The organism is Neorhizobium sp. SOG26, assembly GCF_003491345.1.
In the GTDB taxonomy this organism is placed as follows: Bacteria; Pseudomonadota; Alphaproteobacteria; order Rhizobiales; family Rhizobiaceae; genus Neorhizobium; species Neorhizobium turbinariae.
Genome location: NZ_CP025512.1, coordinates 1,084,103 through 1,107,489, shown reverse-complemented (window position 1 = coordinate 1,107,489; position 23,387 = coordinate 1,084,103). Strand labels below are relative to the sequence as shown.

Genomic DNA, 23,387 nt, shown 5'->3' with positions numbered 1-23,387 from the left:
CTCTGAGCCAGTTTGGTCTCCTAAAGCTCCGGTGCATTCTGACCACGACTCAGTTCGCCGTAGGTCAACGTCCGATTGCTCGCCATGAACATCACGTCAAGCTTATGAAGCTAGGAAAGCAAGACGCTGGTGTCAGGCGAATGCCGCTGGATGACATTCCTATTCTTAAACCTCGCGGATGTCGCTCCTAACGAAAGCCTTCGCCGCCCGCCCTAAACCAATTCCTCTTTGAGGCGGTAGATGTCAGCATTGTCTTGAGCGTCTCTCAGGCCCTTGTACGAGGCGTGTCGCAGCTTTCCTTCATCAGTCCAGGCTCGATACTCGATCTCGGCGATCAATGTCGGCTGCACCCAGACCGCTTTGCGGCTTCCGTCGTAGTCGACAGGAGGCTTCTTCGCCTTCCACTTTAGCTTGTCGAGCGTCGCCTTCAAGTCCCGCGCTTGATCGTGCTTGAAGCCTGTTCCGACGCTGCCAACGTAGACGAGGTCGTCGCCACGGTAGGCGGCAAGAAGCAGGCTGCCAATCGCGCCTGCCAATGCGGTTGATGGCTCGTAGCCGACAACGATGAAGCTGTCGCTTTGGATGCACTTGATCTTCAGCCAGTCGCCCTGCCTGCCAGACCTGTACGGGCGTTTCCTGTGCTTCGCGATGATGCCTTCCAGGCCTAGCTGACAAGCATGCTGCAGCAGTGTCTCTGGATCGGCGTCAAACTCCTCTGAAAGACGGATCGCTCCCTCCTGCCCATCCAGCACCTCCTCCAGCAGTTCTCGGCGGTCCTCGTAGTCCAGCTTCCGCAGGTCGTGGCCATCCAGGTAGAGGAGGTCGAAGGCGTAGAGGATGGAGTCCCTCGACGGCAGCTTGCCGCCGTTTCTGCCACTGGCTCCGAGCGACCTCTGGAGCAGGCCGAAGTCTGACCTCCCCCGCTCGTCAAGTATCACCGCCTCGCCATCGAGGATCATCGTCCGATTAAGCGCCTTGGCGGCTTCGGCTATGCCAGGAAAGCGGTGCGTCCAGTCCTTGCCGCCGCGCGTGATCACACGAACGCCTGAAGGCTCCACATGCACCGCAAGGCGATAGCCGTCCCACTTGATCTCATACGACCATTCGGGACCATGAGGCGGAGAAGCCCGCAGTGTCGCCAGGCAAGGCTCCACCCGTTCGGGCATCGGATCAAAAGGAAGCTCGGGCTGCTTTGGGTCACGCCGCCGTACCGGTCTGCTCTGAAGCGGCAGGTTGTCGTCGATCAGCAGCGGCTTGGACGGCTTGCGAGGGCGCTTGGTCATGCACCCATTGCAACAGCAAATCCTTAAAAAGATTTCCTGTTGACTCCGTCTCCGAGGAGAACATATTGAGAACACCAGCCGTAGCATGAGCAGCGGCTATCCACATGTTATCCACAGCTAATGGACGCGCTTCGGCGCGAAGGAGAAGTCGTGCCTGAAGCAGCCCCACAACAGAATGAACCCGAGCTGTCTGAGGCAGATGCCGTCCTTGTCTGGCACGGTGGTGACAGCCGCGCGGCCATTGAGACGTTGCTGGAAGATTGCCGCCACCTGCGGCAAGAACTGGCACTAACGGAAGGAGCAAGCAGCCGTGGCTTCACGCGTGGATGGCGGCCGAGCTACGAGCGCGACTAATGGCTGGAAAGCAAGCGGCGACATTGTCCGAATACAGGGGCAAGAAGGTCACCGTCATCTGCGAAGAATGTGAGGTTCTCCAGCACTTCGATGGAGACGAACTCTTCAGCAAACACGGAGACGCGTCCATGCCGGAGCTGCTGGGCGACCTTGCCAGAGCCGTTGGCTGCGAGCGACCGAAGAAGGGCTACTACAATCTTTGCCGTCTGTTCTATTACAGGCGCTTGGACGAATGGGTGAGGCAGCGTGGCTACATCAGCCGCGAACAGCATGAGATCGAGCTGGGAAAACGCCTTGCCGATCTGCGGGAGTGGGAAGTGCTGAAGGCCGTTTGCCAATGCGGCCGTCGTGCCAAGCTCAACAGGAAGGCGCTGGAGCGACAGGTCGGGTCCAATGCACGGATCAAGGACCTGGCGACCAAGCTCCACTGTAAGGAATGCAAGAGATACGCTAGCGTGATCGAGATATCGTCATTGCCGAGGTGAAAGCATGTGCAATCTCTACAATGTCACGACCAACCAGGAGGCCCTAAGGGCGATCACCAAGGCCTTCGACAGGCTTGGCAATCTGCAGCCTTCGCTCGACGTCTATCCTGATCGGCCAGGCCCGGTGATCCGCAACACTGCGGAGGGTCGCGAGATGACGATGCTGACCTGGGGCATGCCGACACCGCCGAGCATCCTCCAGGGCAAACCAGACTGCGGCGTTACAAACATTCGCAATGCTACCTCACCGCATTGGCGGCGATGGCTCGGCCCAACAAACCGTTGCCTCGTTCCCTGGACGACCTTCTGCGAGTATGAAGACACGAAGCCAAGGAAGACTAAGCGTTGGTTTGCCATCAATGACGACAGGCCCCTCGCCTTCTTCGCGGGCATCTGGACGACCTGGAACGGCACGCGCGGCTCGATGAAGACACCACGGGAAGGAGAGCATGAACTCTATGCCTTCCTCACCTGCGAGCCAAATGCGGTCGTTGGCCCGATCCACCCGAAGGCGATGCCCGTCATCGTGACGAGCGAGGAAGAGATGGACGTATGGATGCGGGCACCCTGGGAAGAGGCGAAGGCTCTGCAGCGTCCTCTCCCGGACGATGGATTGATTTTGCTGCCGCTACAGGAACAGCAGGAGAAGCAGGAGGCGCTGTTGTGAGCCGCAACCTCGACAGCCATAGGAGGGGTTTTGGCCACATCGGGCGAACAAGTCGCATGCTGTCTTGTTAGAGGCTGCGCCCACGCTCGAAGGATCAGTTCATGACAGCCGTAACCCTCAGCCTTATCGCCGCCTTGCTCACCGGATGCGCGGCTAGCTCGGCACGTATAGAGCCGATCCCTGGCAGTATCACCTACAACGGACAACCTGCCACTCGTTTGATCCGCGCCCCGATTGGCAGCCAAGTCCCGCATGACTTCCGGGATGCGAAAGGTGTGCATTGGCAAGAGACTTACATCATCCAGCCAGACCGCTCACTGTTGCTCGTGGACCGTCGTAGGATCAGCTTCCCCGACGATTGATCGGAGACTTGTTAGGAGAAATGGTGCTTGCAGCCATAATTTTCTGCGCTTCTCTGGTCGCGGTAGACGGCGACACGGTCAAGTGCGACGGCCAGAACATGCGCCTCCTTGGTATGGGCATCGTCAACCAGCGCGGCATCGACACGCCGTAGATCGGCAGCCACGTCAATTTTGAGAAGGAGCGTAAGCTCGCTCTGCTGGCAAAGCGCCGGCCTAAGAGCTTGATCGAGGGGAAGACGGTCAGGGTGGAAGCGAAGGGCGTCGACGCCTTCAACAGGCCGCTCGTGAACATCTACCTGCCAGACGGGCGAGAGGTGGGACAAATCCTGCTTAGGGAAGGTACGGCGCGGGAATGGCGTCCCGGTAGGAAGAATGATTGGTGTTTGAACGGGTAGTTCGGCGAGCATCCGAAAGACGATCCGAACCCAACGTTGCTCAGTACCAGCACTTTCGCCCGCCGGAGTGGCGTTCCTGTGTCGCCTGCTTTCTGAGGGCGTGCTCAGAGAATAAGACACGAAAACCCCGTCCTAACAGCCCGCACCTATTGCGGAACTCCACAAAAGCAAACGTCTGCAGCCGACAGAGCCACGACCTAATGTCAACCCTTCCTGAGACAAACAGGGAGAACACTTGACCCACGCACGGGTCAGTCGACACAAAGGTTGCTGGTCTTCACGTCAGATGGCGTGAATGTCTGCTCAAAACTGAGCATACCCTATGCCTGATGCGTCGTTGCGTCATTTAACTAGGGACGCATTCTTCCGGTGGTTGTTGTGGGACACGGTCCCTTACGAAAAGTCGAGGTTGCCCCTCACTTAAGGATAAAGAACCACACGCTTATCAGCGACTCGATGACCGGGAGTTGGTTCTGTCCTGCTCATGTTCATCCATGACCTTTACCAGCCCCGTAGCCTCAAGCTGCGGGGTTCTCTTTTGGTGCTGTCGTGGGTGGATGGCTTCAACAACAATCACATCGATGGATAACATGCTCGACACGACACAGACCACGATACACGAGACGCGGATCAAAGACCGAAAAAGTCCTTGTTTTTCAGTGTCTTCAGAGCCTCTTTGTTGATTTGCACTGAGAGCTGACCCGGGATTGCGGGAAATTATCACTGAGATTTGACCCATGTTTCAATCATCCCTCGCGAGGTTTCAGCGGGGGCTTTGGAGTGATCGACATGGCGTTACTGAGCGTAATCCGACGCTGGCATTTTCGAGAGCATCTTTCGATTCGGGAGATTTGCCGCAGGACCGGCCTGTCCCGGAACACTGTCCGCAAATACCTGCGGTTGGACGGCGTCGAGCCGAAGTTCAAGGTCCCGGAGCGACCGAGCAAGCTCGACCCTTTCGCAGATCGGCTGTCGGCCTGGCTGAAGACGGAATCCAAGAAGGGCCGCAAACAGAAGCGCACCCTGAAGCAGCTCCACGCCGACCTGGTGAGCCTCGGCTATGACGGTTCCTACTGCCGTGTTGCAGCCTTTGCCCGGGAATGGAAGGCAGACCGGCAGAGGGAATTCCAGACGACGGGGCGCGGAACGTTCGTGCCTCTGGCCTTCGAGCCGGGCGAAGCGTTCCAATTCGATTGGTCGGAGGACTGGGCCATCATTGGCAATGAGCGCACCAAGCTGCAGGTGGCGCATACGAAGCTGAGTTACAGCCGCGCCTTCATCGTCCGTGCCTATCTCTTGCAGACGCACGAGATGCTGTTCGACGCCCACAACCATGCATTCCGGGTCTTCGGCGGCATCCCCGGTCGCGGCATCTACGACAACATGCGCACGGCAATCGACAAGGTCGGCCGTGGCAAAGAGCGTGACGTCAACATCCGCTTCCTGGCAATGGCCAGCCACTATGTGTTCGAACCCGAGTTCTGCAATCCTGCCTCCGGCTGGGAGAAAGGACAGGTCGAGAAGAACGTTCAGGATGCCCGTCATCGTCTCTGGCAGCCCACGCCGCGCTTTCCGTCGCTGGAAGCGTTGAACGACTGGCTGGAGCAGCGCTGCAAGGAATTGTGGGCGCAGACGCCACACGGCCAGATGCGCGGCACCATCGCTGACATCTGGGCTGAGGAAGCTTTGGTATTGATGCCGGTTTCCCGGCCGTTCGACGGCTTCGTCGAGTATACCAAGCGGGTCACGCCGACCTGCCTCGTCCATCTGGAGCGCAATCGCTACAGTGTCCCGGCATCCTTCGCCAATCGGCCGGTGAGCCTCCGGGTCTATCCGGACCGTATCGTTGTCGCCGCGGAGGGCCAGATCGTCTGTGAGCACCGCCGTGTCATCGATCGCTCTCATGATCGACCGGGACAGACGATCTACGACTGGCGGCATTATCTGGCGGTCGTGCAACGCAAGCCGGGCGCTCTTCGCAATGGTGCACCGTTCGTTGAGCTACCGGACGCATTCCGAGCCTTGCAGCAATACCTCCTGAAGAAGCCGGGTGGCGACCGCGAGATGGTCGATATCCTGGCGCTGGTCCTCCAGCACGACGAACAGGCCATCCTGTCGGCCGTGGACATGGCACTGAAGTCCGGCGTCCCCACGAAGACCCACGTGCTGAACCTGCTGCATCGCCTCGTCGACGGCAAATCCTTCACACCGCCCACCATTGACGCCCCTCAGGCCCTGACGCTCATCAACGAGCCCAAGGCCAATGTCGAACGCTACGATGCGCTGAGAAAGACGGAGGCTCGCCATGCGTCATAATCCGGCAAGCGGCGCTATCGTCATCATGTTGCGGCAACTGAAGATGCACGGCATGGCCCAGGCCGTCGGCGAGCTCACGGAGCAAGGATCGCCGGCGTTCGAGGCGGCAATCCCGATCCTGTCGCAGCTTCTCAAGGCCGAGACTGCGGAACGCGAAGTTCGATCGACCGCCTACCAGCTCAAGACGGCACGCTTTCCAGCCTATCGTGATCTGAACGGCTTCGACTTCGCCAGCAGTGAGATCAATGAGGCGCTGGTGCGTCAGCTTCATCGCTGCGACTTCCTCGACGACGCCAACAACATCGTCCTGGTCGGCGGCCCCGGCACGGGCAAAACGCATATCGCCACGGCAATTGGTGTCCAGGCTATCGAACATCATCACAAGCGAGTTCGGTTCTTCTCGACCGTGGAACTGGTCAACGCGCTCGAGCAAGAGAAGTCCCAAGGCCGACCAGGGCAGATCGCCAACCGCCTGGCACACTCCGATCTCGTCATCCTGGACGAACTCGGTTACCTGCCGTTCAGTGCTTCAGGCGGTGCGCTGCTCTTCCATTTACTGAGTAAACTCTACGAGCACACGAGCGTCATCATCACCACCAACCTGAGCTTCAGCGAATGGGCCAGCGTTTTTGGCGATGCCAAGATGACCACCGCGTTGCTCGACCGGCTCACACATCATTGCCACATCCTCGAAACCGGAAACGACAGCTTCCGCTTCAAAAACAGTTCAGCCCATGAGCCCAAAACTACGAAGGAGAAACGCAGGAACTTGACCACCCCAACCACGACGGACGATACCTAAGGCGGGTCACTTCTCGGCGCAAATCCCGGGTCAGCTCTCAGTGCAAATCAACAGAACGAGCTTCCGCCGGAGATGTTCGTGGAGGATGTACCCAAGATTTGGGTGAGGCTGGATAATCAAAGACAACTCCGGAGGGAAACGACGGCGCTCAGTCACACTTGACCAGGGGAATGACGTTTGAGTGCTTGTGGAGGGGCTTCCCGAAAAGCCTTCGATACTCGGCCTCCGGCTTGCCATAGGCGTCGTGTGCGAAATCTTCTAATGCCCCTCGGTTTCTGATGACGATGCACCGACGCTCGCTGCGGATGAAGCCATTCCCTTCGAGTACATGTAGCGATGTCGTAACACTGGGTCTGCGAACACCGAGCATAAAGGCGATGTAGTCGTGGGTGATGAGCAACTCGTCGCCATCCATCCGGTCGTGGCACATCAACAGCCAACGGGCGAGGCGTTCGTCGATGGAGTGCGTCGCATTCGATAGTGCCGTGAAGGTAGTCTGAATGGCAAGAACTTGCGAATAGCAGGAAAGCAGGTGAGCGAACGAGGGGCTCTCCTCCATCACCTTCATGAAGTCAGCCCGCTTCATTCGGTGCCCATACCCTCCGGTTTGCATGACGATCTCATGGATACTGATGTCAGAGCCAATCAACGCTTGTACCGGTGAGAACCCATCCCGACCAAACATACCAGCTTCAACCTGATTGCCCTCGGGTGAGATGGCAACGATGGAGCCAAGGCCGCAATCCGGGAAGTAGATGTGATCGATAGGCCCATCAGCGGCTGCGATCACGTAGTCCTTCGGCATATCGACCGGGACCAGCTCTCGGCTGAGCTTCGCCAGTTCTTCCGGTGCGATTTCCTTGAGAAGCAAGTTCTGAAATGAATGATGGGTAGCGGACATGGCGCTCTCCGTCCTTATAGGCGGGAGCACGTAGTAACCCTCGGTCGCCGCTGCCTACCTGTTCCGAATAGCGGCAATAACTAAGCATACACCAAACTTCGGTGAATGCACGGACTTTCGCTCGCAGCCTCAAACCGTACGGATGTCCCCGGATTTCAATCCTTGAGGCGGAGGACGGAACGAAAAGGTAGTACGTGGATGATCTGCCCCTTCTCGTCGGTGATCTCGAACTGATCACCATTCACAACCTCGCCATTCCGCACCTTCACCGCCAGGAGTTCGCGAGCCGCTTCCACGGCCTCCTCAAGGGCCGCAGTATGGGACGGAAGCTCCACGCCTTCTGGGTCGAGCTGAAGGTGGTTATGCTTGCGAATATGAAAGAAATATCTCTGCGGCATCGGCTGCTCCACTGAAACAGGGCCGAAACCGCCAAGACGACAACCTGTTCCAGAAGGTGGGTACAGCCGGTCATGGATGGCGACCACCAAATGTTCGGCACAAAATTTGGAGACGGCATCCCGATAAGAAGGCTATCGAATTCCCCCCGGGCGCCCCCTTCAGGAGGCGGGCGGAAGCCTTTCTGGGTGATCCACTGGTAGCTGCCTATAGTAATCCACCTGCGCCTCACGCAAAGCCATCTGGATCAGGTATTGGAGCATCTCTGAGTGTGGGGCCTGCTTTGCCATCTCCAGCGCCTCCTCCAACTTACTCGCCACCCGTTTCACGCCCATCTGCACCAGTCCCCGGAGTTGCACAGTGGTCGCCAACATAGCCTCCGCGTTCTGTGACCACAATCGAGTGACGTATGTGCAATTGCAGAGGATGTGTGGGACGGAAACTGGCAACTCCTTCCGCGAGCGTCCCAGTGGCGCTTGCCTTTCGGCTGAAAATTCAGCAGCAAGCGACATCCCTTCGCCTCACTGGACGAGCGCTTGATGCATTGTGACTCGTGCGCGCAGCCGGGTAGAGCTGATCTTGCACGGCTTGGTCATACTTTTTTCGGCACGATGCCGAATATTCCATTTCTGCAGTTTTGTGGCAGTTCTTGTCCTCAGTCCCACTAGACCTTGGTCATGTGACTCCATCCCTCAAACCTGAGGCATGGGTCACACAAGTGGGTATTGATTTTTGGCACTATCCGTCTCATGATGTCATAGAACCTAATGACACCATCAGAGGCATCATGACATCCGCAATCGTTGGCTATGCGCGAACTTCAACTCTCGATCAGATGGCAGGGCTGGAAGCCCAGCTCCGGCACCTGGAGGCATCTGGCTGTCACCGCATCTTCAAGGAGCAGCTCTCTTCGGTGGACACCAAGCGACCGGAACTGGAACGTGCCCTCGACTACGTGAGGGAGGGCGACACCTTCGTGGTCACGAAACTGGACCGCCTCGCCCGCTCGATCTCCGACCTCGTGAAGATCAAGGATCGGCTACTAGCCAAAGGCGTCACTTTGAAGGTTCTCGACCCAAGCCTGGACACGTCCACGCCTACCGGCAAACTCATGCTTAGCATGCTCGGCTCCATCGCAGAGTTTGAACGGGACATCATGCTTGAGCGGCAGCGGGAAGGCATCGCCAAGGCCAAGGCTGAAGGGAAGTACAAGGGTCGCGCTCCCACGGCTCGTAGGAAGGCCGCTGATGTGCGCACGCTGCGGGCTGAAGGGAAGACTGTGGAGGCGATTGTGAGAGAGCTGGGGGTCAGCCGCTCGAGCGTGTTCAGGGCGCTGAGGGAGGAGAAAGCTGCGGCTTCGTGAGCGAGGGGGCGATAATGTGTTTTCTCAGTCGTCCCTCTCTTGATCGCGTTTGATAATCCTGCGCAACCGACCTTTGTCTATCGAACTGTTGAGAGCGGTGAGGCTTTCCTCTGCGGCATCCAGCAGTGCAAGTCGGTTGTCAGTCTGCCAATGATCCCAGAAAACTCTGGTCATGAAATAAGTGGAAAGAGAATGCCTGAGAAACGGAACGGGAGGTAAGTCTCGAATGGCGGCTAGCAAAGGCGCTTTTTCTTTCGCAGCACTAATCTCGGCCGCCCAGATACGCGCAACCAAATTCTCCATCAAATCTTCGCTTGTAACGCTCGCCACGCTTGTCCGAAGTACCGCTTGCCCCGCGAAATTCCCCAACTGAGCAAAAACCGCCCTTATCGGTAGACCGAGAAGTGAGAACTCGTATGCATCTACCATTAGCTCGATTAGTTCACGGTCTTCAGGCGAGATGGGTTCTTCTGGTGATTTATTGAAAAGATCCCTTGCTGTGCTGTCGCTCTTCAGTTCCCGCTTCAAGTTTTCAAACTGAGCAGCAGGAAATGTCCTTAGCCCCATGTCCAAGAGGGCACTACTTGCAGAGACAACCAGTTGTGCGAGTTCCCGTTTAGGGTCACGCGCCAACTGCTCCGAGCCGGAACCTAGCGACATGGTCGCGATGCCCCAAAGCTTGGCTAACCTTCTTGTAGTTGCGAATTTTTCATCATCGTCTGCACGTTGCCTGACCGCGTCCTGGATTTCCCTCGCATCTGCCTGAACGCGGTTCGCGATGTCGATGATCCGCTGCTTTTCGTGGCTATTGGATCTATCATTGACGACATCATCAACAGCCCGCTGCAGTTGCGTTTCGAGCGCTTTAAAGCGGCCTGGATGGTCTACAAAGACGGGGCGGACATCGTTAGTTAGCAGGACGTGGATATTTGGTTTACTCTGCCTAAATTCCTCTAGCTCACTCCGAAGCTGGCTGATGATCTTGTTCGTTATCGCTTCATTGCGAGCAATCTCACAGTACAACTCGAACGTTGGGAAATCGAAGTCCTCTGACTGAAAGTTGAAATACCGCAGTGCCTCTTCAGGTTCCGCGGCTAGCTCAACAGCGAGAAGATATGAGAGCATAAATGGCAAAGTGATACGCACTTTACCGCCAGAAAAATGCAGGATGCCCTTATCCTGGAAAGCCTTCAAGAATAGCAAGCTGTCGATCTCGAAGTCTCGTTCTAGCGCGAACTCCTCAACCAAGGAGACTAAAGCGGGCCGATCAAATTCCTCCCCTCTAACCTCCATGCGGTAGGCTAGCATTCGCAAGAACTTCTCGCGTGTGGTGCGGCTAAGCACAACTTGATCTTCATCGCCAGCTACTACGAAACTGAGAAATCCTCCTACGGCCAATTGGAGGAGTTCCGATCGCCTGTTGGCCTTCAGCAGTGCGGCTAAGGACTCGCTGCTCAAGCCAGCGAAGTAGCTGGGGTGAGCGTTGAGTTCAAACTTCCGGAACATGTTCTGTAGGCGAAGAGCTACAACGCTTGCCTGCTGGTCCGGATACTGGAAACTTCGCTTGATAAAGTCAGAAAGCTCAGAAAACGAAATCTGACAAAGATCAAAACGCTCAGCGCCGAGAGCTACCTGCAAAGCACTCATGTCGGAGGGGTCAGCATCAGTCCGGTTCAGGACGAGAAAATGAGCCTCCTCGTACTTCTGTTGTTCCGTCCTGAGAAATTCGAGACGAGAACGTGAAGCTAGCGGGAAGTCATGGACAATGAAAACCAAACGCGCGTCATCACGCGCCTCAATGGCATCTACCTGCGCACCTGCCTGTTTGGACAACGTGTTGTGGGGTGGGCGTACATCCTCACCTTTGATCACAACCGGTACAACCGTCTTACCATTGATTTCGATCAAGCTGAGTTCTTGTGCGACAATCCAAGGAAGGCCGTTGTCAGGATAATTTCTCGGGATGGTGACCAGTGAGGTCTTTGTCTTAGCTACGGCTTCAAGAATGTTCTTCTCGTCGTAGCTTTCTGTGGACGGACTAACTGATGCATTTGTGGGAGATACTTTAACGCGTGGAAGCGGCAGTCGATAGCCCTTCGGTTTCCCCTGATACTCGGGAGATAACTGTGTAAGCTGCGTATGCACCTCTTCCCGCAGATTATCCAGAGCGGTTGCGACGAGCTTCTTTTCCGCCTCTTTCTTCGCTTGCTCCGCGTTCACTCCTTGAACCTGCGAGCGCCGATGTCCGAGAAACTTCTGGAACTGAGGATTTTCAAACTGCAGTTTCACGAAACTGACGGCGTTGTCAGCAGCGATACGTCGAGCATTTCCACCTGTCTGAGCTTCGAGTTTTGACTTGTTCTCGTCCGCGTAATCACAAATTCCACGAACAGTTACGACCGGGACCCCGTGCCTCACGGCCTCGGAGAACACTCCTCCGGTCTCGGTTTCGACAGCGAGGAGCTTCCGATCCAGATTGGTCACGTTGCTCTTATAGATCTCGCTCTTGCTAACGGCGGCGCAAACGATACTGCCATCATGGATCTGCGGTATGCCAATGTGTTCATTCTTGGATTGCCGTCCGATGAACTCTCCCGGTATCAGTTCGCGGGATTTGTAGTACCGGTCTAGCTGCCAGTCCTCAAACTTCGACTTTATGTCGCTTCCCAGTGAGACGTACTTCAATGCGAAGGTAAGCAGCGGGTCCGTGTTATAAGGCAGGTTATTGAACTCAATTTTCATTCCTTTTTTAGTGTCGACCACCTTGGAATTTTCCAGAACGTCAAATAACGGGCCGGTGAAGCAGACATCGCCTATACCTGCGTCGCCGCTCAAACCACCTGCGATGCCAACGACAGCAAGCAATCCGACCTCATATCGTTCTAGCATCGCAGAAGCGGCTCGTGTCGCCGCAGCCTTGCCCATCGCATCCTGCAGAACGACGACTGCCGAAATGTTCTCCGTTCCACTATCAACCTCCGCCCAGAAAAGCGAACGGTCCACATGTTCTTCCTTGATAGGAAAAGCGGCTGTCAACCGGTCAAATTCTTCACGAAGCGGAGTGATGAAAACAGTATCAATAAAGGGTTTGCTCAAGCGGCTCTCACGGAGTTCTGGGTTTCGAACGCAGTGTAGCTGTCGTTGAGCACAAGTCTACGTTGAGCGGAAGATAACCACAGTTGTTTCATTTTAGAAAATGGATGTGCCCCGGCTAAGCAGCCAACTTTGAGGAGGAAGCCCCCTTGGGAAAGTCAGGGAATTTTAGCTGTGAAAGGCGGCCGGCGACCTCGACCTCATTGTATTGATTGCCAAGCGCTACAAAAACCGCTACAAAGCATCGATCTGGCGCTCGAAAAAGCTCTTTTGTTTCAACTGTTAAGCGGTGCAACCGTCGACCCCCGTCGTCCGCACCAGGCCCTGCCCCAGCCGATTTGATCTTGAAACCGATACTGCCGATTCCTAACTCGGCAATCGTCAGAATCACCACGACAGGAGGTTCTCATGGCACTCGGTACGTTTGACGCTCCGCTTTTTGCAAAGCGCACCTACTTCATCCAGGAGATCAGCGGCCTGGACGATGCCTTTGATCTGCTTGACGAATGGCCGGCAGACCAGAGGGACCTGGCTTTTGAGGCTGTGGTCAAGTCGGTGCGCGAAGCGGCGTGCGGCAGCCGGCCGGTGACGTTTGCGCGGGAGGACTTCAAGCGGTTCCTGAAGCGCAACAACATGCTCGCCAATGTGGAAGAGGTCCCGGTGCAGATGCGCAACAACCGCGACCGCAACATTGGCGGCCACTGAGCACGCGCCAACACGGCCCTCGACCTGAACGAAAAAAGCGCGGCTCAACGGCCGCGCTTCTGGTATTTCGGGACCAGCTTGACTCAGCCGGCGATCTTGGCCGCAAGGTTTGCGACATGCGCACCCTGGTAGCGGGCGCCTTCGAGTTCGACAGCCGAAGGCTGGCGGGAGCCGTCACCATTGGTGATCGTCGATGCGCCATAAGGCGAGCCACCCTTCACTTCTTCGGTACCCATCTGGCCCTGGAAGGCATAGGGAAGCCCAACGACCGCCATGCCGTGGTGCAGGAAGGTCGGGATGAAGCTCAGGATCGTGGATTCCTGGCCGCCGTGCTGGGTGGCCGTCGAGGTGAATACCGAGCCGACCTTGCCGACCAGCTTGCCTTCGGCCCAGAGCGCACCCGTCTGGTCCCAGAAATTGCGCATTTGCGATGCAACGGTGCCGAAACGTGTGCCGGCGCCGACGATGATCGCGTCATACTGGTCGAGCTCGGTCGGCGATGCGATCGGCGCTTCCTGGTCCACCTTGTAGTAGGAAGCCTTGGCGACATCTTCCGGCACCAGTTCCGGCACACGCTTCACGGTGACCTCGGCCCCTTCTGCCTTGGCGCCCTCTGCGACAGCATAGGCCATCTTCTCGATGTGTCCGTACGCGGAATAGTAAAGTACCAATACCTTCGCCATGATCTTCTCCAGATGATCGTCGTGATCTCGATTGGCCGGAATGGCCCGTCGCTACAAGAACTATCCCATCCGCACGGTTTGCAAAGCCCCGGCTCCTAAAACGCACTGTTCAATGAACGGAGACGACATGGCTCTTGCGTCCAGTGATCGGAAACAACCATGGTGGTGATTTCCTCTTCTTAAAGCGCACGTTTGCGCTTACCACTGGGTGATCCAGGAGACATGACCATGCCCGAACAGACTGAGACCACCATTGTTACCGCCGCCATGCTCGCGATCGGCGACGAGCTTTTGTCGGGACGCACGAAAGACAAGAATATCGGCCACCTCGCCGACCTCCTGACGCTGTCCGGGATTGATGTGAAGGAAGTGCGCATCGTCGCCGATGAGGAAGACGCGATCGTCGAGGCGCTGAATGCGCTGCGCAGCCGCTACGACTATGTCTTCACCTCCGGCGGCATCGGCCCGACGCATGACGATATCACCGCCGACGCGGTCTCGAAGGCCTTCGGCGTGCCCTGCATCCATGACCCGGAGGCAATGAGGCTGCTTGGCGAGACGTACAAGCGCCGCGAGATGGAGTTCACCGAGGCGCGCCAGCGCATGGCCCGCATGCCGCAAGGGGCCAGGCACATCCCCAATCCCGTCTCGACTGCACCCGGCTTCATCATCGGCAATGTTTATGTCATGGCAGGCGTGCCGCAGGTTTTCCAGGCGATGGTCGACAACGTCCTGCCGCTGTTGCGCTCCGGCTCGAAGATGATGTCGCGCGCCATCGCCTGCCCTTATGGCGAAGGCGATATCGGCACGCTCTTGTCCGCGGTCCAGAAGGCGCATCCGCAAACGAGCATCGGCTCCTATCCGAAGTTCGATGGCCAGCGCTTCTCGACCGAACTCGCCATCCGGGCCCGCGATGGCGCCGCACTCGACGCCGCCGCTGATGCCGTGGCGGAGATGATCAAGGGCATCGACAAGTCGCGCACGCCGACCAATCCGACAGCAGACGCTTGATTGCAGGGAACAAAGGAGACAAGCTTTGCACGGAGGCGTGAAGCGGTGCTGAGGAGGTCACCGCTTGACGAGGATCAAGGCGATACACAGGTACACATCTGAGACTGGCGACAGATCATGGGCACCAGGTATGAGGAGATAACGCCATGGCCTACAAGACCATTCTTGCCGTTCTGGACACCCCGCAGAACGCGCGGCAGATCAGCGACTTCAGCATCTCGCTTGCCCGCCACTTCTCCGCTCACCTGATCGGCGTTCATGCCGAAACGCTGGCCGCCGTGCCCCTGATTGCGCCGATGGAGATCCCGGATCCCGCTGCGGTCCAGGTGCTCCAGGAAGCCGCGGAAAAGGAAAGCGCGGAAGTGCAGCGCATCTTCGGCGAGCAGGCAGCGTCTGCCGGCGTCTCGACCGAATGCCGCAGCTTCATCTCATCTGCCGGTTTCGGTTCCAACTCGGTGATGGAAACGGCGCGCAGCGTCGACCTCATCGTCGCCAGCCAAAGCGATCCCGGCCATGCCGACCATCGGGCGGATCTCGAAACCTTCCTGTTTGAAAGCGGCCGCCCGATGCTGCTCATCCCCTACAAGCTGAAGGTGCCGCAGCCGATCAAGCGGGTGCTCGTCGCCTGGAATGGATCGCGCGAAGCGGCACGCGCCACATTCGACGCGATGCCCTTCCTCAAGGCGGCCGAGACGGTGGAACTGCTCACCATCGATCCGCCGGAACGCGGACGCCAGGCGCTCGAGCCCGCCGGCACCCAGATTGCTGCCACCTTGCGGCGTCACGGCATCCAGGCAACGCTCACCACCCATACCAGCGGCGGCGAGGCTCCGGCGGCGGTCATCGAGAAGCGGCTTGCCGACAACAGCATCGACCTTCTCGTCATGGGCGGCTATGGCCATTCCCGCTGGTGGGAGATGCTGTTTGGCGGCGCCACCCGCAGCCTTCTTGACTCGATGTCGGCTTTGACACTGCTTTCGCGCTGACACATCCTTGCGCCAAGGGCCGTGTTGCCGCTATGAGCGAAAGCCAACAATCTGCTTTCGCTCATGGTGGCCCCGCTCATGTCTCTTCCCGAAAAAGCCTTTCCCGTTTCCTGGGATCAATTTCACCGCGATGCACGCGCGCTGGCCTGGCGCCTTGCTGGCATGGGCCGTGATTTCCGGGCGATCGTCTGCATCACCCGCGGCGGGCTCGTACCAGCCGCCATCATCTCGCGCGAACTCAACATCCGCCTCATCGAGACGGTCTGCGTCGCCTCCTACCATGACTATGTCAACCAGGGCGAAATGAACCTCCTGAAGGGCATCGCCCCGGAACTCACCACCGATGGCGGCGAAGGCGTGCTGGTGGTGGACGACCTCACCGACACCGGCAAGACTGCGTCGGAAGTTCGCTCCATGTTGCCGAAGGCACATTTCGCGTGCGTCTACGCCAAGCCAAAGGGCGTGCCGACCGTCGACACCTTCATCACCGAAGTGAGCCAGGATACCTGGATCTATTTCCCCTGGGACATGGGCTTCACCTACCAGGAGCCGATCGCCAAGACCCCCAAGGCCTGATTCTCTCACGGTATTTGTCTGTCAACCGTTTTCATGAGCCCGCCGCACCCTCGTGTGGCGGGTTTATCTTTGGGCGCTAGATGCTTTTTCGCCACATGTGCCAATCCGCTACACGCAAAGCCTTGTGAATCGGGCGAAGCCGGCCCCGCGAGGCGTCGAAACCGTCACTTCCGATGCGCAACAAGACGTTTGTGGACAAGGGGCGCAACTGCAGCCGCTGCCTGCAACCTTTTGAGAATCAACGAGGTTTTTTCTTCCCCGTTATCCACAGGCACCAGCCACAATATCTTGTGGTTATGAATCCGTAAGGATCTACGCCTTGACGAATCCGAGTGGCCGGAACACATTGCTTTTCATGTTGCGGCGGCGACTGGACCGGAGCTAACGAGGCCGGTTCTTTTTCGAGTTGGACGGGAAAATGCGCATGGCGATCAGCCTCGAGCGGCTGTTCGGCAAACGGTTTCCCGTGTCTTCACGATTTGGTGGCGCAACAGTGCTGGCACTGGTGGAAATATCCTGTTAACACTATATTTAGTGCTTGCAGCCACGATCCAACACAACATACAGTTTGTGCATCCAAGATGATTCTGGATGATGGAGTTTGACCCGGCTGCCCATGATGGAGAGCAGCCGGCGCGGATAGGTGCGCCCGGCGTGGCGCCAACTGACGAGGATAAGGCAATGCGCATCGAACGTCGTTTTACCAAGCCGGAAACCGGCGCCTATGGCGGGATTGAGTTCCGCAAGGCCGTCAGCGAAATCCGTAATCCCGATGGCTCCATCGTCTTCAGGCTCGCGGACATCGACGTGCCGGCGCAGTTCAGCCAGGTCGCGACCGATGTTCTGGCGCAGAAGTATTTCCGCAAGGCCGGCGTTCCGAAGATCCTGAAGAAGGTCGAGGAAAACGACGTTCCGTCCTTCCTGTGGCGCTCGGTTGCCGACGAGAAGGCGCTTGCCGAACTGCCGGAAGGTGAACGCTACGGTTCTGAAACCGATGCGCGCCAGGTTTTCGATCGCCTTGCCGGCACCTGGACCTACTGGGGCTGGAAGGGCAAGTATTTCTCCTCCGAGGACGATGCGCGCGCCTTCCGCGACGAACTTGCCTATATGCTCGCCACCCAGCGCGTCGCGCCGAACAGCCCGCAGTGGTTCAACACGGGCATGCACTGGGCCTATGGCATCGATGGCCCCGGCCAAGGCCACTTCTATGTCGACCCCTTCACCGGCAAGCTGACGAAGTCGAAGTCGGCTTACGAACATCCGCAGCCGCACGCCTGCTTCATCCAGTCCGTCGAGGACGACCTCGTCAACGAAGGCGGCATCATGGACCTGTGGGTGCGTGAAGCGCGCCTCTTCAAGTATGGCTCCGGCACCGGCTCCAACTTCTCCCACCTGCGCGGCGAAGGCGAACGCTTGTCGGGCGGTGGCCGCTCGTCGGGCCTGATGTCCTTCCTCAAGATCGGCGACCGTGCCGCGGGCGCCATCAAGTCCGGCGGCACCACGCGCCGTGCCGCCAAGATGGTGGTTGTCGATATCGACCATCCGGATATCGAGGAATACATCAACTGGAAGGTTCGCGAGGAACAGAAGGTTGCCGCCCTCGTCACCGGCTCCAAGATCGTCGCCAAGCACCTGAAGGCGATCATGAAGGCCTGCGTCAACTGCGAGGCCGATGGCGACGATTGCTTCGACCCGAACAAGAACCCTGCCCTGAAGCGCGAGATCAAGGCCGCCAAGAAGGACATGGTTCCGGAAAACTATGTCGGCCGCGTCATCCAGTTCGCACGCCAGGGCTACAAGGACCTCGAGTTCAAGACCTATGACACCGACTGGGATTCGGAAGCCTACCTCACCGTCTCCGGCCAGAACTCCAACAACTCCGTTTCGCTGAAGGACGACTTCCTGCGCGCCGTCGAGAACGATGGCGAATGGAACCTCACCGCCCGCAAGGACGGCAAGGTCATGAAGACGCTGAAGGCCCGCGATCTCTGGGAGCAGATCTCCTACGCCGCCTGGGCGTCGGCGGATCCCGGCATCCACTTCAACACCACGATGAACGACTGGCACACCTCGCCGGCCGGTGGTCCGATCCGCGGCTCCAACCCGTGCTCGGAATACATGTTCCTCGACGACACGGCCTGCAACCTTGCCTCCATGAACCTCCTGCAGTTCAAGGACAAGGCAACCGGCCGCATCAACATCGCCGACTACGAACACGCCACGCGCCTGTGGACCATTGTGCTCGAAATCTCGGTGATGATGGCGCAGTTCCCGTCGAAGCGTATTGCCGAACTCTCTTACGAATACCGCACCCTCGGCCTCGGTTATGCCAATATCGGCGGCCTGCTGATGTCCTCCGGCATCCCGTATGACTCGCCTGAAGGCCGTGCGATCGCCGGTTCGCTCACCGCCATCATGACCGGCATTTCCTACGCCACCTCGGCGGAAATGGCCTCCGAGCTCGGCCCCTTCCCGCAGTTCGCGCCGAACCGCGAAAGCATGCTGCGCGTCATCCGCAACCATCGCCGCGCCGCTTACGGCGAAACCTCCGGTTACGAGTCGCTGTCGGTCAATCCGGTGCCGCTCAACCACGCCGAAAACCCGGATCAGGATCTGGCAGCCCATGCCAAGGCCGCCTGGGACAAGGCGCTGGAGCTTGGTGAAAAGCACGGCTACCGCAACGCCCAGGTTTCCGTCATCGCGCCGACCGGCACGATTGGCCTCGTCATGGACTGCGACACCACCGGCATCGAGCCTGACTTCGCGCTCGTGAAGTTCAAGAAGCTCGCCGGCGGCGGCTACTTCAAGATCATCAACGGCGCGGTTCCGGCAGCGCTTCGCACACTCGGCTACACCGAAAGCCAGATCGCCGAGATCGAGGCCTATGCGGTTGGCCACGGCAACATCAACCAGGCGCCCGGCATCAACCCCGGTTCGCTGAAGGCCAAGGGCTTCACCGACGAGAAGATCGCCGCGATCAACGGCGCCACCAAGGCCGCCTTCGACATCAAGTTCGTCTTCAACCAGTGGACGCTCGGCGCCGACTTCCTGAAGAACACGCTTGGCGTCACCGACGAGCAGCTCTCGGACATGAGCTTCAACCTGCTCGAGCACATCGGCTTCTCCAGGAAGGACATCGAAGCGGCCAACATCCATGTCTGCGGTGCGATGACGCTGGAAGGCGCGCCCTTCCTCAAGCCCGAGCACCTGCCGGTCTTCGATTGCGCCAACCCCTGCGGCAAGATCGGCAAGCGTTACCTGTCGGTCGAGAGCCACATCCGCATGATGGCGGCTGCCCAACCGTTCATCTCGGGTGCGATCTCCAAGACGATCAACATGCCGAACGACGCGACCGTGGAAGATTGCGGTGCAGCCTACATGCTGTCCTGGAAGCTCGCGCTGAAGGCAAACGCCCTTTACCGCGATGGCTCCAAGCTGTCCCAGCCGCTCAACGCCTCGTTGATCGACGAGGACGATGCGGAAGAGGCTGTCGAGGAACTGATGCAGCAGCCGATCGCTGCCCAGGCCGTGCAGATCACCGAAAAGATCGTCGAGCGGGTCGTTGAACGCGTCACCCGCGAACGCGAAAAGCTGCCGAACCGCCGCCAGGGTTACACCCAGAAGGCCAATGTCGGTGGCCACAAGGTGTATCTGCGCACCGGTGAATTCGGCGACGGCCGCCTCGGCGAGATCTTCATCGACATGCACAAGGAAGGGGCTGCCTTCCGCGCGATGATGAACAACTTCGCCATCGCCATCTCGCTCGGTCTCCAGTACGGCGTGCCGCTGGAAGAATATGTGGAGGCCTTCACCTTCACCAAGTTCGAGCCGGCCGGCATCGTCACCGGAAACGACGCGATCAAGAACGCCACCTCGATCCTCGACTACGTGTTCCGCGAACTCGCCGTGTCCTATCTCGGCCGCCACGATCTGGCGCATGTCGATACGTCGGACTTCTCCAACACCGCACTGGGCAAGGGGATTTCGGAAGGCAAGACCAACCTGATCTCCACCGGCTGGACCCGCGGCTACAAGCCGACGCTCGTCTCCAACAATGGCGGCGACCGGCTGACCGGCAGCGAGCCGAAGGGTGCTGCAACCGCCGCCCCTGCCCGCGCATCGGCCAACGTCACCTCGTTTGCAGGCTCCGCGGCCCGCAAGCTGGAACCGACGACTGCCGTCTCGACCTCGGAAATCGTCGCCTTCAAGCGCGATTACGAGGAGCGCGCCAAGGAACTGGCCGAAGAGATCGCCGATGAGGCGAGCGACGTGGATGCCAACCTCGCGCCGGAAAGCGCCCAGGCTGCCACCGCCCTCTTCTCCGACAAGGCCGAGGCCGATGCCGCCGCTGCCAAGACGGAAGCCAAGAAGGTGGAAAACGAACGCCGCATGCGCTCGATCGCGCAGGGCTACACGGGCAACATGTGCTCCGAGTGCCAGAACTTCACCATGGTGCGCAACGGCACCTGCGAGAAGTGCGACACCTGCGGCGCAACGAGCGGGTGCTCTTGAGGAGCAACTCGGAGTCCCGGATATGAACGACCAGAAAGCCCAGGGTCTGTTACCCTGGGCTTTTTGTGTCTCTAGAGAACCAATCGAGGGCAGAAGCCTACATTTGGCGACCCTAGAAACACCAAAGCCGAGACCTGGCAGTCTCGGCTTTGGATACCACGAACAAGCTGTCGCTCTCGTGGGGCAAAGAGAAGCTCTCCACCCTGTAGCAAGGTCACTGTACGGAGAGTCTTTCTCGGTGTCGAGTTGGGCGAGGTGTTTATCCGAAGCGCAACAATGTGCGCAGAAAGAATATGCCGTATGACATCGACCAAGATCATCACCATTGCAAAACTGGTGGAGTATGCATTCGCGTCTCCTCAGCGACGTGCCTCAATAATTGAGAACGCGTTGACGCCGCCAGTCTTCATCCTTGACACCAAATATCCTGAAATCGAGAAGGCTGCCTGCCACTTTTTAGCTTCGCATTGCAGCAGCGACGCTCGCCTCGTAGAGCTTGATGAGCAGTTCAAGAGGCAAGAAGTTCACACGAACCACCAAGAGGATCGGATTCTCAACGCACACGATGCCATCGCTCACACACGAGAAATGAGATGGCCCACGGAGGCTGAACTTCTACTGGCTCCGAATCTTCCGAAGGATTTCGAGATTGGGGGTATCTCTGTTCGCGTCAAGCCAAATGTCGTGGCAGTTCAAGCCAAGAAAGGCTTCAAAGAGCGATCAATAGGTGTTGTGAAACCGTACTATAGCAGATCCTTCCCTCTGCACTCCGGGACAGACGCTGAACGTGGCGTGTTATTCGCCACAGCTATTCACTGGTATGTGGAACAACAGCTTGACCATCTAGGCGCGGCGGATCCTGGCATATGCTCTGTAGGTGATGTGTTTTCGCGAAGGGTTCACTTTGGCGCACCACGCTTCACTCAGCGAAGAAAGCAACTTACATCGATCGCCCAAGAGATCGCGGATCGGTGGGAACCAATTCGTTTGAGGAAGCTCAGCATATTGGAGAAAGTGGCAACTCGACGCAGTTGACAATAAGCTGGAGCGTGGCCCCCAGTTCCGCCACTCTCCAGGCCCCTCTCTGGGCGAACTATCCTCTCCCCTGGCGGGAGAGGATCCGGAGTGATGGCCGAAGGTCGGAAATCAATGAAGTTGATTTCAACGAACGGAGGCCTGAGCGCGTCCCGCGCGAAGGCGTGAGCCCCCAAGAGGCAAAGCCTATCGGCGAGGTGAGCTTGGTGAGGGTGGCCTGAGACCCAACTTCCCTCCAGTTTTCGAGAGAGTCTGGGTTTTCAATCTGGCCTCATGCGGCCTGTTTTTCCATAGCCATTTTCATTGCGAATTCGCTGGGGGTGATATTGCCCAGCGACGAGTGCGGTCTGTTCCTGTTGTAATCCTCCTTCCATGCAGTGATGGCGGCGCGGGCCTGGGTGAGCGACGAGAACAGCGTCTCATTCAGGCACTCGTCACGGAAGCTGCCGTTGAAGCTTTCGACGAAGCCGTTCTGCATCGGCTTGCCGGGGGCGATGTAGTGCCAGTCGACCTTGGTCTCCTGGCACCATTTGAGGATGGCCATGCTGGTCATCTCCGTGCCGTTGTCCGAGACGATCGTCCTCGGTCTTCCGCGTCTGGCGATGAGACTATCCAGTTCCCGAGCCAGCCTTGCGCCAGACAGCGATGTGTCTGCCACCAGGCACAGGCATTCACGGCTGAAGTCGTCGACGACCGCCAGCACCCGAAACCGGCGACCGTCGGTGAAGGCATCGCTGACAAAGTCCAGGCTCCAGCGCTCATTGGGGCGTAAGGGCAGAGCCAGAGGCCGCCTTGTCCCCAAGGCCCGTTTTCGGCCGCCACGCTTGCGCACCGTCAGCTTCTCCTCCCGGTAGAGACGCCGAAGCTTCTTCAGGTTCATGACGATCCCCTGCCGGCCCAGCATGACGTGGATACGGCGATAACCGAAGCGGCGTCGCTCAGATGCCACCTTCTTCATCGCCTCACGAATGACCGCATCGTCAGGCCGCACGCTGCGATACCGCATGCTCGAACGATCAACCGACAGAACCTCGCACGCCCGACGCTGGCTCACCCCGTGCTGCACACAGACATGAGCCACCGCATCCCGCTTCACATCGGGCGTCACCATTTTTTTGCAGCGACATCCTTAAGGATCGCATTGTCCAGCATGGCCTCGGCGAGCAGCTTCTTCAGTTTGGCATTCTCGTCCTCAAGCGCTTTCAGCTTGCGCGCATCCGACACGTCCATGCCGCCGTACTTCGCCTTGTATTTGTAGAAGGTCGCATCCGAGATGCCGTGCTTGCGGCAGACATCAACTGTCTTCGCGCCCGCCTCCTGCTCCTTCAATATCCCGATGATCTGTTCTTCCGTGAACCGTGAACGCTTCATCCGTCCGTCTCCTAGCTGTGACGGACTCTACCAAATTCTGGAGGAAGTTCAGGGGCTCAGGTCAAGGGGGTAATGCACTCAATCCGCGCCC

The 23,387-nt window shown here is 58.3% G+C and carries 20 protein-coding genes; 13 read left to right on the top strand and 7 right to left on the bottom strand.

All coding sequences use genetic code 11. The annotated features are described in order from the left end of the window. Nucleotides 1-212: 212 nt before the first annotated feature. Complete coding sequence (ligD, locus tag CYG48_RS05555; protein WP_118849464.1) at nt 213-1,283, bottom strand: non-homologous end-joining DNA ligase; 1,071 nt, start codon at nt 1,281-1,283, stop codon at nt 213-215. A 150-nt stretch (nt 1,284-1,433) separates the two neighbouring features. Here ligD and CYG48_RS05550 point away from each other — a divergent pair, with 150 nt between their 5' ends. The 4 genes from CYG48_RS05550 to CYG48_RS05535 all read left to right on the top strand — a co-directional run bounded on the left by CYG48_RS05550 (nt 1,434) and on the right by CYG48_RS05535 (nt 3,151). Then, complete coding sequence (locus CYG48_RS05550; protein WP_445304319.1) at nt 1,434-1,637, top strand: hypothetical protein; 204 nt, start codon at nt 1,434-1,436, stop codon at nt 1,635-1,637. Beyond that, nucleotides 1,637-2,122 carry a hypothetical protein gene (locus tag CYG48_RS05545; protein ID WP_150132699.1) on the top strand — a complete coding sequence of 162 codons (486 nt, stop codon included), beginning with the start codon at nt 1,637-1,639 and terminating at the stop codon, nt 2,120-2,122. Before CYG48_RS05550 ends, CYG48_RS05545 begins: the two co-directional genes overlap by 1 nt. A 4-nt stretch (nt 2,123-2,126) precedes the next feature. Continuing rightward, on the top strand, nt 2,127-2,789 hold the full coding sequence (locus CYG48_RS05540) for an SOS response-associated peptidase (RefSeq protein WP_118849461.1): 663 nt from the start codon (nt 2,127-2,129) through the stop codon (nt 2,787-2,789). 101 nt (nt 2,790-2,890) lie between these two features. Then, on the top strand, nt 2,891-3,151 hold the full coding sequence (locus tag CYG48_RS05535; RefSeq protein WP_118849460.1) for a hypothetical protein: 261 nt from the start codon (nt 2,891-2,893) through the stop codon (nt 3,149-3,151). 11 nt (nt 3,152-3,162) lie between these two features. Here CYG48_RS05535 and CYG48_RS22875 read toward each other — a convergent pair whose 3' ends face one another. Further along, a complete protein-coding gene (locus CYG48_RS22875) occupies nt 3,163-3,558 on the bottom strand; it encodes a hypothetical protein (protein ID WP_445304318.1) in 396 nt (131 codons plus the stop codon). Nucleotides 3,559-4,335: 777 nt separating this feature from the next. Between CYG48_RS22875 and istA the strand changes: the two genes are divergently transcribed. Both istA and istB read left to right on the top strand, forming a co-directional pair. Next, nucleotides 4,336-5,862 (top strand): IS21 family transposase, encoded by a 1,527-nt coding sequence (gene istA, locus CYG48_RS05525; RefSeq protein WP_118851503.1) that lies wholly within the window; start codon nt 4,336-4,338, stop codon nt 5,860-5,862. Then, nucleotides 5,852-6,664, top strand: coding sequence for an IS21-like element helper ATPase IstB (gene istB / locus CYG48_RS05520; RefSeq protein WP_057352983.1), 813 nt, complete (start codon nt 5,852-5,854; stop codon nt 6,662-6,664). Before istA ends, istB begins: the two co-directional genes overlap by 11 nt. Before the next feature lie 148 nt (nt 6,665-6,812). Here the strand turns inward: istB and CYG48_RS05515 are convergent, their stop codons facing one another. Both CYG48_RS05515 and CYG48_RS05510 read right to left on the bottom strand, forming a co-directional pair. Then, on the bottom strand, nt 6,813-7,565 hold the full coding sequence (locus tag CYG48_RS05515) for a Crp/Fnr family transcriptional regulator (RefSeq protein ID WP_118849459.1): 753 nt from the start codon (nt 7,563-7,565) through the stop codon (nt 6,813-6,815). 155 nt (nt 7,566-7,720) lie between these two features. After that, nucleotides 7,721-7,963, bottom strand: coding sequence for a DUF6894 family protein (locus CYG48_RS05510; protein ID WP_118849458.1), 243 nt, complete (start codon nt 7,961-7,963; stop codon nt 7,721-7,723). 785 nt (nt 7,964-8,748) lie between these two features. On the opposite strand from CYG48_RS05510, the gene CYG48_RS05500 reads away from it, so the two are divergent. Continuing rightward, on the top strand, nt 8,749-9,324 hold the full coding sequence (locus CYG48_RS05500) for a recombinase family protein (RefSeq protein ID WP_118849456.1): 576 nt from the start codon (nt 8,749-8,751) through the stop codon (nt 9,322-9,324). A gap of 24 nt (nt 9,325-9,348) precedes the next feature. Here the strand turns inward: CYG48_RS05500 and CYG48_RS05495 are convergent, their stop codons facing one another. Further along, nucleotides 9,349-12,420, bottom strand: coding sequence for a phosphorylase family protein (locus tag CYG48_RS05495; RefSeq protein WP_150132698.1), 3,072 nt, complete (start codon nt 12,418-12,420; stop codon nt 9,349-9,351). Nucleotides 12,421-12,825: 405 nt separating this feature from the next. On the opposite strand from CYG48_RS05495, the gene CYG48_RS05490 reads away from it, so the two are divergent. After that, complete coding sequence (locus CYG48_RS05490) at nt 12,826-13,122, top strand: DUF982 domain-containing protein (RefSeq protein WP_118849454.1); 297 nt, start codon at nt 12,826-12,828, stop codon at nt 13,120-13,122. A gap of 83 nt (nt 13,123-13,205) precedes the next feature. On the opposite strand, the gene wrbA is transcribed toward CYG48_RS05490, so the two are convergent. Then, the gene (gene wrbA, locus CYG48_RS05485) at nt 13,206-13,805 is read right to left on the bottom strand and encodes an NAD(P)H:quinone oxidoreductase type IV (RefSeq protein ID WP_118849453.1); all 600 of its coding nucleotides are present in this window, start codon (nt 13,803-13,805) and stop codon (nt 13,206-13,208) included. A 228-nt stretch (nt 13,806-14,033) separates the two neighbouring features. Between wrbA and CYG48_RS05480 the strand changes: the two genes are divergently transcribed. The 5 genes from CYG48_RS05480 to CYG48_RS05460 all read left to right on the top strand — a co-directional run bounded on the left by CYG48_RS05480 (nt 14,034) and on the right by CYG48_RS05460 (nt 21,925). Next, nucleotides 14,034-14,816, top strand: coding sequence for a competence/damage-inducible protein A (locus CYG48_RS05480; protein ID WP_199925227.1), 783 nt, complete (start codon nt 14,034-14,036; stop codon nt 14,814-14,816). A 146-nt stretch (nt 14,817-14,962) separates the two neighbouring features. Beyond that, a complete protein-coding gene (locus tag CYG48_RS05475) occupies nt 14,963-15,802 on the top strand; it encodes a universal stress protein (protein WP_118849451.1) in 840 nt (279 codons plus the stop codon). A gap of 78 nt (nt 15,803-15,880) precedes the next feature. Further along, nucleotides 15,881-16,378 carry a xanthine phosphoribosyltransferase gene (gene gpt, locus CYG48_RS05470; RefSeq protein ID WP_118851502.1) on the top strand — a complete coding sequence of 166 codons (498 nt, stop codon included), beginning with the start codon at nt 15,881-15,883 and terminating at the stop codon, nt 16,376-16,378. Between the two features lie 681 nt (nt 16,379-17,059). After that, nucleotides 17,060-20,890, top strand: coding sequence for a vitamin B12-dependent ribonucleotide reductase (locus CYG48_RS05465; protein ID WP_118849450.1), 3,831 nt, complete (start codon nt 17,060-17,062; stop codon nt 20,888-20,890). 300 nt (nt 20,891-21,190) lie between these two features. Beyond that, nucleotides 21,191-21,925, top strand: a complete 735-nt coding sequence (locus CYG48_RS05460; protein ID WP_118849449.1) for a hypothetical protein — start codon at nt 21,191-21,193, stop codon at nt 21,923-21,925. 271 nt (nt 21,926-22,196) lie between these two features. Here the strand turns inward: CYG48_RS05460 and CYG48_RS05450 are convergent. Next, nucleotides 22,197-23,296 (bottom strand): IS3 family transposase gene (locus tag CYG48_RS05450; protein WP_118849447.1). Its coding sequence is split into 2 segments (ribosomal slippage): nt 22,197-23,044 and nt 23,044-23,296, totalling 1,101 coding nucleotides; the frame shifts between segments, so codons are not numbered across the junction. Between the last annotated feature and the right edge of the window lie 91 nt (nt 23,297-23,387).

Excerpts from the sequence above, each read along its gene's own strand:
- ligD (WP_118849464.1), bottom strand. The coding sequence starts at position 1,283 with ATGACCAAGCGCCCTCGCAAGCCGTCCAAGCCGCTGCTGATCGACGAC.
- CYG48_RS05545 (WP_150132699.1), top strand. The coding sequence starts at position 1,637 with ATGGCTGGAAAGCAAGCGGCGACATTGTCCGAATACAGGGGCAAGAAG.
- CYG48_RS05540 (WP_118849461.1), top strand. The coding sequence starts at position 2,127 with ATGTGCAATCTCTACAATGTCACGACCAACCAGGAGGCCCTAAGGGCG.
- CYG48_RS05535 (WP_118849460.1), top strand. The coding sequence starts at position 2,891 with ATGACAGCCGTAACCCTCAGCCTTATCGCCGCCTTGCTCACCGGATGC.
- CYG48_RS22875 (WP_445304318.1), bottom strand. The coding sequence starts at position 3,558 with ATGCTCGCCGAACTACCCGTTCAAACACCAATCATTCTTCCTACCGGG.
- istA (WP_118851503.1), top strand. The coding sequence starts at position 4,336 with ATGGCGTTACTGAGCGTAATCCGACGCTGGCATTTTCGAGAGCATCTT.
- istB (WP_057352983.1), top strand. The coding sequence starts at position 5,852 with ATGCGTCATAATCCGGCAAGCGGCGCTATCGTCATCATGTTGCGGCAA.
- CYG48_RS05515 (WP_118849459.1), bottom strand. The coding sequence starts at position 7,565 with ATGTCCGCTACCCATCATTCATTTCAGAACTTGCTTCTCAAGGAAATC.
- CYG48_RS05510 (WP_118849458.1), bottom strand. The coding sequence starts at position 7,963 with ATGCCGCAGAGATATTTCTTTCATATTCGCAAGCATAACCACCTTCAG.
- CYG48_RS05500 (WP_118849456.1), top strand. The coding sequence starts at position 8,749 with ATGACATCCGCAATCGTTGGCTATGCGCGAACTTCAACTCTCGATCAG.
- CYG48_RS05490 (WP_118849454.1), top strand. The coding sequence starts at position 12,826 with ATGGCACTCGGTACGTTTGACGCTCCGCTTTTTGCAAAGCGCACCTAC.
- wrbA (WP_118849453.1), bottom strand. The coding sequence starts at position 13,805 with ATGGCGAAGGTATTGGTACTTTACTATTCCGCGTACGGACACATCGAG.
- CYG48_RS05480 (WP_199925227.1), top strand. The coding sequence starts at position 14,034 with ATGCCCGAACAGACTGAGACCACCATTGTTACCGCCGCCATGCTCGCG.
- CYG48_RS05475 (WP_118849451.1), top strand. The coding sequence starts at position 14,963 with ATGGCCTACAAGACCATTCTTGCCGTTCTGGACACCCCGCAGAACGCG.
- gpt (WP_118851502.1), top strand. The coding sequence starts at position 15,881 with ATGTCTCTTCCCGAAAAAGCCTTTCCCGTTTCCTGGGATCAATTTCAC.
- CYG48_RS05465 (WP_118849450.1), top strand. The coding sequence starts at position 17,060 with ATGCGCATCGAACGTCGTTTTACCAAGCCGGAAACCGGCGCCTATGGC.
- CYG48_RS05460 (WP_118849449.1), top strand. The coding sequence starts at position 21,191 with ATGACATCGACCAAGATCATCACCATTGCAAAACTGGTGGAGTATGCA.